7 protein-coding genes and 1 pseudogene are annotated in these 7,093 nt (G+C 58.5%); 4 read left to right on the forward strand and 4 right to left on the reverse strand.

All coding sequences use genetic code 11. The annotated features are described in order from the left end of the window. Positions 1 to 73 precede the first annotated feature (73 nt). The 4 genes and pseudogenes from GGD50_RS32240 to GGD50_RS32255 form a co-directional block, all read right to left on the reverse strand. Entirely contained in the window at positions 74 to 2,068 is a 1,995-nt protein-coding gene (locus GGD50_RS32240; RefSeq protein ID WP_246451685.1) for a DEAD/DEAH box helicase, read from the reverse strand. Positions 2,069 to 2,739: 671 nt separating this feature from the next. Next, positions 2,740 to 3,779: pseudogene (locus tag GGD50_RS32245) on the reverse strand (tyrosine-type recombinase/integrase). Next, positions 3,776 to 4,183 (reverse strand): type II toxin-antitoxin system VapC family toxin, encoded by a 408-nt coding sequence (locus tag GGD50_RS32250; RefSeq protein ID WP_183941338.1) that lies wholly within the window; start codon positions 4,181 to 4,183, stop codon positions 3,776 to 3,778. Before GGD50_RS32250 ends, GGD50_RS32245 begins: the two are co-directional and overlap by 4 nt. Then, positions 4,183 to 4,437 carry a type II toxin-antitoxin system Phd/YefM family antitoxin gene (locus GGD50_RS32255; protein WP_183941340.1) on the reverse strand — a complete coding sequence of 85 codons (255 nt, stop codon included), beginning with the start codon at positions 4,435 to 4,437 and terminating at the stop codon, positions 4,183 to 4,185. The genes GGD50_RS32250 and GGD50_RS32255 overlap by 1 nt, the downstream gene beginning before the upstream one ends. Before the next feature lie 262 nt (positions 4,438 to 4,699). Here GGD50_RS32255 and GGD50_RS33645 point away from each other — a divergent pair, with 262 nt between their 5' ends. The 4 genes from GGD50_RS33645 (at position 4,700) to GGD50_RS32275 (ending at position 6,747) form a co-directional block, all read left to right on the forward strand. Beyond that, a complete protein-coding gene (locus GGD50_RS33645; protein WP_414125129.1) occupies positions 4,700 to 4,765 on the forward strand; it encodes a hypothetical protein in 66 nt (21 codons plus the stop codon). Between the two features lie 37 nt (positions 4,766 to 4,802). Then, positions 4,803 to 4,997, forward strand: coding sequence for a hypothetical protein (locus tag GGD50_RS33650; RefSeq protein ID WP_183941343.1), 195 nt, complete (start codon positions 4,803 to 4,805; stop codon positions 4,995 to 4,997). A gap of 105 nt (positions 4,998 to 5,102) precedes the next feature. Continuing rightward, positions 5,103 to 6,326 (forward strand): sensor histidine kinase, encoded by a 1,224-nt coding sequence (locus GGD50_RS32270; protein ID WP_183941345.1) that lies wholly within the window; start codon positions 5,103 to 5,105, stop codon positions 6,324 to 6,326. A 19-nt stretch (positions 6,327 to 6,345) separates the two neighbouring features. Beyond that, complete coding sequence (locus GGD50_RS32275) at positions 6,346 to 6,747, forward strand: response regulator (RefSeq protein WP_183941347.1); 402 nt, start codon at positions 6,346 to 6,348, stop codon at positions 6,745 to 6,747. The last annotated feature ends 346 nt before the right edge of the window (positions 6,748 to 7,093 follow it).

Below are 7,093 nucleotides of genomic sequence, written 5' to 3' on the forward strand. Positions count from 1 at the left end.
TTAGCCGTTTGGCCATGCCCAGTTCCCTCTTCTTGCGAGGAACTGTCCGCTATTTTCCCGGTCTCAGGCTGTCTCAGTTTGAGGGTGCACTCCAAAAGCTCTTCAAATCCCCCAAAAACCCTGGCGCGATAAAATGAAACAACGACCATACCTCGCCCAGGTGATTTTCCAGCGGCGTTCCGGTCAGGCAGAAGCGATGCGATGATTTGAGCCCGTGCACCAGTTTCGTCGTCGCAGCGTTGGCGTTCTTGATGACCTGCGCCTCATCGAGGAAGATCATGTGCCAGTTGCGGTCCGCCAAGATAACCTGATCGCGTGCCAGCAAAGGATAGGTGGTCAGCACCAGATCGACGTTATCGAGGTTTTGGAAATGCTGCTTGCGGTCGGACCCATGCAGAACGAGGACGGAGAGATCAGGTGCAAACCTTTCTGCTTCCGTCGCCCAGTTGGCCACGAGGCTAGTTGGGGCGATGACGAGAACGGGACGTGATAGTCTCCCGGCCGCTTTCTCGATGGCGATCAAGCCGAGCGCTTGCACCGTTTTGCCAAGACCCATGTCGTCGGCCAGGATGCCACCGAGCCCGGCCTCATTGAGAAACGCCAGCCATGCCAAACCCCTCGCCTGATAGGGTCGCAATGTCGCGCCAAACCAGGGAGGCAAGTCGACATCGGGAATGCTGCCATGATTGCGCAGCTTCTGCCCCAATGCGCGCACCCCATCGCCACCCTGCCAAGCGACGCCGGCGCCTGCCGCGGCTTCCAGATCGGCGAGGCTTGCGGCATCGAGTGATGACAGCCGAAGTCGTCCATCTGCTCCGAGCCCACCGGTCAGACTGAAGAGATCGAACAGCGTCCTGATAACGGGCAGAATGCCTCCGAGCGGAACAGCCAGCACCTGGCCGTCTTGCAATGGCAGGAATAGCGGCTCATCCTCCTCCAGCAGATCCAACGCCTCAGGATCAATCATCGACAGCAGTCGTGTCAGTGGACCAACCAGGTCCAGCCGTTCACCAGCGACCATCACGCCGAGGTCGAGCTCAAACCAGTCGACCCCGGATCCTGGGCTGAGGCGGGCTTCGAAGGCACCATCTCCGCGTAGCAGCCGGTGCGGAAAATCCGCTGCAATCTCGAGTTGCCAACCCTGTCGCTCCAAGGCGGGGATCTCGTCATAAAGTGCGTCGTACCAACCGCCTTCGCCCTCAGTTGGAAGAAAATCCCGAACGTTGGCGGCAGGAATACCACCCCGTACTTTTTGCGCGGCCAAGAAATTGGCCAAGCGCAATTGGTTCAGCGCCGCTTTTTCTGCCCTGGTGCTGCGATGGACTTCGACGGGCGAAAGGCCATCCATAAGCAAGACAATGGCTTCCGTCGCGCTTGCCGCTACCTCCCAGCTGCCATAGCGAAACGCGACGCGGGCGATGCCGACGGCTTCGGTTTGACCATAGGGATAAATACCAGGACGGTAGGGGAGGGGCATCTGGACAGTCATCAACCGCAGCACAGGTTGGAACGGCCCCTTGACGATCTGGGCCTCTGTCAGCTGCGGCGGTGCTGCCTTTGCCAATCTCGCCCCGGATGCGCGTAAGTGCGAAGCGACAAGAGGAAGCTGGGCTGCCGAAATATCCGGACCATCCAGCATCTCGTATACCACCATGGGCGCAAGATCGGTCTCAATGCGGCCAACGACACCGGCTGTTGCGTCGACATAGACGGGCGGCATGGCATTGAGAAGCAGAAGATTTTCCGCCCGGGACGGATCCTCAAGCTGCAAAGCGGCACGCAGCGATCCGCCCTGTCCTGAGACCCAGTGAACGTGGCCGGCGATCGCCTCTCCCCATGACAGCTCGACGCCGTCGATCGTCAACCAGCGGGCACGGCCAGTGGCGAGGATCTGCTCGAGAACCTCCGCACCGCGCTCTGTCGCCAGCGCGTAGTCATTGCCATACATCGCCGAGCGCGGGATAGAGGTGAGCACCTGCAAGATCTTCCGGTCGGTGTCCCGCAGGAATTTCGCTTCGGAACGGCTGTGCCAATTGTCTAGGCTATAAGCGCTCGACGTTGCCGACATCGTTCCATCTCTCAGCACCCGCCCCGATCGGATCTCCAATCGTAGCCGAAGCATCGATGCTCGGGCCCGCTCCGGCGAAAGAACGTAGATCAATCGTTGTGGAAGATTTTCAGCGCCGTGCTGGCTCCGGGCATCGGCCTGCCGCAAGCGGTTGAGCCAATCGGCGACGGGACTGGACAGTGACAGCGGAGCATGGACCGGGGTGCCCGGTGCAGCCGCAGTGCGGGATGAAGCCGAGATACCCGATGCCGTAGCTGGCCTGGTTGCCATCTGTGTCGGGAACCGTGCCTGCCTTGGAACCGATACCAGTCCATGCACCAGGCTTGCCGCGACATGTTTGCAATTGAAGGCTACGGGACAGGAGCAATCCCCTTCGATATCCACCCGGCCTTTGCGGTTTGTGTCGATGGAAATGCTCAGACGATACGGTTTGCGGTCGGATCCATGCACTTGCGCCATAATCCCGTCATCCCCATCCCACTGAAATGCAATGACGCGCCCTTGGCGTTGATAGGCTTTACCTGCCGAAAATGCGTTGGCACCAACGGCACGAACAATGTCGTTCTCAGAATAATTCATATTGCCGTTGTCACTTGAACTGCGGGTATTGAGTTATGATGCAATATTGACCATGAATTGGGAACTGGTTTTGTTTCGTGAAGGTCGGGCGGCTAGAGCCCTGGGGCCTTGGTCAGATTAATTCGGAAGCGATCACGCCGGCGCTGGTCCCGCGCGTCATCTCAGCCGAAGCATGGCCAAGCTGCTTTTGCACGTATCGCTCATCGACTTCGGCCGAGGAGGCGAGACAGGCGCGCAACGAATGCCCGGAAAACTTGAAGGCGCGCTCGATTTCGGCAAGATTGCCCCTAATGTCTGCGGCCACTGCGGTGCGCTTGACGAGGCGGGCGACTTCCTTGTCGTTCAATCGCTCCGAACCAACCAACTTGCCTTGACCGGTGACCCTTCGAAAATGCGGACCGTGGGCAAGTTTTGCGAACTGCGTCCAGGTCTCGGTGGCAACGACCGGGCAGGTGGCATCGGAGGAGCCGCGGCCGATTTCGACCTCGCGCCATCCGGTTTTGCCGCGCAAGGTGACGAGCATGCCCTTGTTCAGAATCTCAATCCAGCCGCGTCCGTCTTCGGTCTGATCGGCCTTGAGGTCGAGGCCGACGATTTCCGAGCGCCGCAGACCGCCGGCGTAGGCGACGATATCGTCGGCCAGAACCGCTTCCTTCTGCAGCGGCGGTTTTCCATGGCTGTTGCGAACGCCGGCCATGACCGTCGCGATGTGCCGGTCCTTGCGATCGAGTTGAAGACCGCGATGGGTATAGTTCCAGGACAAAGACGAAAGTCTCCGTTCGATCGTCGAAACCGAATTGGCTTTTGTGCCACGCTCTGCAGCGCCGGACGCACAGGCGGTGATGTAGAGGCCGATCGTCTGCGGATCCGGGGGGAGGGGAAGGAGGTTAGAGCGTCGGCACCACGCGGCAAAGTGTTTCCAGTCGGACGCATAGGCCTTGCGGGTGTTGGCGGAACTCGCCGCCTCGACCTAGCCCCGGGTACGATCGGCGAGGTGCTCGAGATGCGTGGCCGGGGCGCCGGTCGCCCTCGCGATAGAAAGGGGAGCACCGCCTGGATTGCTGCCGTCCGCCGCTTCGCCAGGAGGTGCAATTTCGTTGTCTGCCGGTCGCGCGTCCGAGGCATCGCTCATATCTCGGTCTCCCACGGATTGATCACGAATGCGTCCGTATCCCCGAAATCCCTGACGTTGCGCGTTACCAGGATTAGATCGTGGACGATCGCCGTCGCGGCAATCAGACCATCGATATCGCCGCGGGGGCGGATGGCAGCAATGCGACCCCACTCCACGGCGATCTGGTCGGTCACCGGTAGGATGCGGTCGCCATGATCGTGACGCAGCTTGCGCAGCCATTCGCTGAGGTGAGCGGCGGGCTTCGGATCGGATTTGTGCTTCAGCGCGATGCCGCGCATGATCTCGCCGAGCGTCAGCGCGCTCAGATGGACACTGAGCGGGTCGACCGAGCGTAGCCAGGACACCGCCTGCGGCGTGCCGCGTCGAGCCTCCGAAATAACATTGGTGTCGACCAGATACATCACAACGCCACGTCGCGGCTGGGGGTATTGGTGCGGGTTTCGACCGCGTCGGCGAGTTCATCATCCCAGACCGGACCACCGAGCAGATCGTCGACGAGTGTTGGCCTTCCGGCGCGCAGGGCGTCGTAGTCGCGGGCGGAGAGCACGATCGCTGTGCGCTCGCCGCGCAGGGTGACAATCTGTGGTCCCTCATGCCGCGCCTTTTGCACCACTTTCGAAAATTGGTTCTTGGCGTCCTGTAGCTGCCATTCCATCGATTTGCTCCAACCTAGCTAGACTGTCTAGCTAATCTATGGCATGTTTGGCCACTGGATGGAAGGGGCCGAGCGCCAAAGCGATCCGGTTTTCCGGCGAAGCCGGTTGATTCGGAAATGATGATACGACGTTGCAGCGTAAATCGCTCGACGATCTGGTGCGCACCGAACCCGCCTGGGCCGGCTGCTGGCGCTAAGATGCGCGCAAGCCGCTGTGTAGCTGGTCGGCCGCAATGAGGGCGAAAAAGCCTTGCGCGATGCGGTGCTGCTGGCCGCGCCCGGCGACGATCCCGGTCCGGCCGGGGCGATGGTTTTGGCTCTTCAATAAGCTTGCGGCGAAGAAGCGACCGATCGGCAGCAAGGTTTTGCTGGAGCTGGCGGAACTGATTGGCTTGCGCCGCGACGGCCTGGACGAACTCGCCGATCTGTTCGACGCCGCACTGCAGTCGGGCCGGGCCATCCAGACGATCTCCTTCAGTCTATGCGCACCGACTTTGCACGTGCTCGCTCAAACGCAAGGATTTGCACCTGCCGGCCTCGGTGGCAAAGAAGGGAAATAAGTCCCGATGAGGCGAGTTGTGTCTCTGAAACGAACCACTCTGAAGTGCAACATAAAATTAGTACTATAATTCTATCCTGGCCCACTCTGGGAGGAGTTCGTCGTGATGGATGCACAGACATGGGTCACCAGGCAGCAGGATGGCCTTCTCGATATCGCGTTGGATAACATGCCGCATGGGCTTTGCATGTTTTCCGCCGATAAAAAGCTGATTTTATGCAATTTTTCTTATGCACACATGTACAACCTGCGCGAAGATCTCACCGTCGCCGGTACGCCGCTGCAGGCCATACTCGACTATCGCGCCAATCTCGGCAACGGGCCGCTTCATACGGCCACGTATTTCGACGTGGTGGGATTGGCAGCCCAGAAGGGCGGAAGGGCCAGCCAGGACGTTACGCTTCAGGACGGGCGGGTGGTGCGCATCACCCATAGCTCCATGGACGATGGCCGCTACGTTGCGACCCACGAAGACATCACGGAGAGCGTCCGAAACGCTGAAGCTCTCGTCAAGCACAAGGAAACGTTGGAAGCGACGGTAGCCCTGAGAACGAAAGAAGTTGAGGAACAGGCTTGTGAGCTGGAACGACTTCTGCTGCAGGAACGCAACATCAATGAATTGCAGCGTCAATTCGTGGCGCTGGCGTCGCACGAGTTTCGCACGCCGCTGGCCATCATCGACGGAGCGGCTCAACGCCTGCTGCGCGTAAAAGGCGAGATTTCCCTTCAGTTTGTTCGAGATAAGGCGGAACAGATACGGTCCTCCGTCATGAGAATCGTCGATTTGATGGAAAGCATTCTTGCGGCAAGTCGAATGGAGAACGGCACCATTCAAATCCGACATGAGCAATTTCCGCTGAGGGCGATGATCGAGTCCTGTTGTCATCGTCAGTCGACAATTACCAAATCACACCGCATCCTCAGCAATATTGATTCCCTGCCGGAGTGTATCGAGGCCGACAAATTTGCTCTTGAGCAGGTGTTCTCGAATCTTCTATCCAATGCCGCCAAATATGCTCCCGATCAGCCCGACATCTACGTTTCTGGGTGGCAAGAAGGTGATGCGGTTAAAATTGTCGTGCGAGACAACGGCGTCGGTATCGATGCCGAGGATGTGCCGAAGATCTTTCAGCGCTATTTTCGCGCACGGACGTCCACCGGAATTCCTGGCACAGGCCTTGGCCTCTATCTGGTAAAGCAGATTGTAGACCTGCACGGTGGGTCGATCGAGATCGATAGCAAAAAGGATAGAGGCACTTCACTGATCGTCACGCTCCCGATTTCGAAAAAAGCCACTTCATCCTCCACAGACCGCACCAGCGCTGCGTGACCATCACAAGGGTAAGCGAATGACTACTGTTTTATGTATTGATGACGAGGCAGAAATCAGGGGCCTGATCGTTGAAGAGTTGACCGAGGCGGGCTTTACCACACTGGAAGCCTCGAATGGCCGCGAGGGTTTGGAAGTCCTGATATCGAAATGGCCGGATATCGTCATTTGTGACATCACGATGCCGGAAATGGACGGCCATCAGTTGCTGGCGGAAGTCCAGATCAACTATCCTGAACTTGCCAATGTCCCATTCATATTCTTAACGGCGATGACCGATAAGCAGAATGTGGTCATGGGTCTGCGAGCAGGTGCCGCCGATTATCTGACCAAGCCCATTGATTTTGAAATTCTGCTGGCGAAAATCGAAGGCTGCGTAGCGCGCATTCAAAACGACATTCGGAACGATCGGGCGTTCTGATCAACTGGGGCGCAGACGAAGCTTCTCTGCCCCAACTGCTCCAATTGCCGATGAAGCGTAAGCCCGCATGGGCCGGCCTCTTGCACAAACTCGACGCTCTGGAAGCGCGCGAGAAGCCTCTGCACGAGGCGCTTTACCGCATCGATCGTGTTCGGAATTATTCCCACTGAACGCACCTTTTTGCGCGTACGTTCGCGTCAGGCATCCTTGACAGATGAAATGATAGGAAACGATGACTGTCAAAATTCTTGGTAAGCGCCGTCTCCGCCCCATTGAATTGGCTGTATTTTGAGGCTTGCCGCGTGTGCGAGAAGGTTTCCAGGGTTATCTGGAGATTTGCATGGCA

Source organism: Martinezella paranaensis, assembly GCF_014200235.1.
Lineage (GTDB): Bacteria > Pseudomonadota > Alphaproteobacteria > Rhizobiales > Rhizobiaceae > Rhizobium > Rhizobium paranaense.